Source organism: Porphyromonas sp. HMSC065F10 (assembly GCF_001808555.1).
Classification (GTDB): Bacteria; Bacteroidota; Bacteroidia; order Bacteroidales; family Porphyromonadaceae; genus Porphyromonas_A.
The window spans coordinates 1-436 of the sequence record NZ_KV793794.1 but is presented as its reverse complement, the minus strand read 5'-3'; the positions used below and the strand labels follow the sequence as shown (position 1 = coordinate 436).

At 43.8% G+C, this 436-nt stretch carries 1 protein-coding gene; it reads right to left on the bottom strand.

Translation table 11 applies throughout. The features are described from left to right. The coding region (locus HMPREF2890_RS05740; RefSeq protein ID WP_148130694.1) for a transposase at positions 1-397 on the bottom strand (397 nt) is incomplete at its 3' end. Positions 398-436: the final 39 nt, after the last annotated feature.

Sequence of the window (436 nt, the reverse complement as noted above, 5' to 3'; positions counted from 1 at the left end):
TTTTTTTTAGATCAATGTGATACTTGGAGGACAGGTAGTCCAAGGATGCTTTTTTGATCTCGTACTTGATTTGTGCCTCTCGAAGTCTTACCTTAAGCTCCTCACACTCACGCTCTTTCTCGATAAGCTTACGCTCGATGTCGCTGATATTCTTACTCATAACCTGCTCTCTGATTTGTTTTGGGGTTGTGATCCCAAAGGTACTTATCCAGCGGGATATGGTTGTAATCGGCACATCGTGACGCTTACTTAGTGATGCAAGTGTCTCGCCCGTACATACCATTTCGCGCAAGACTTTTAATTTAAACTTGTCGTCGTAGCTCTTCTGCGTCCGACCCGTTTTTTGGCTCTTCCGAGAGGTTTCTCCCGACTTTTTCGCTTCTTTCTTGGTGTTCATTTTTTCTCCTCTATGTGTGTACTTTTCTAGGACACCACA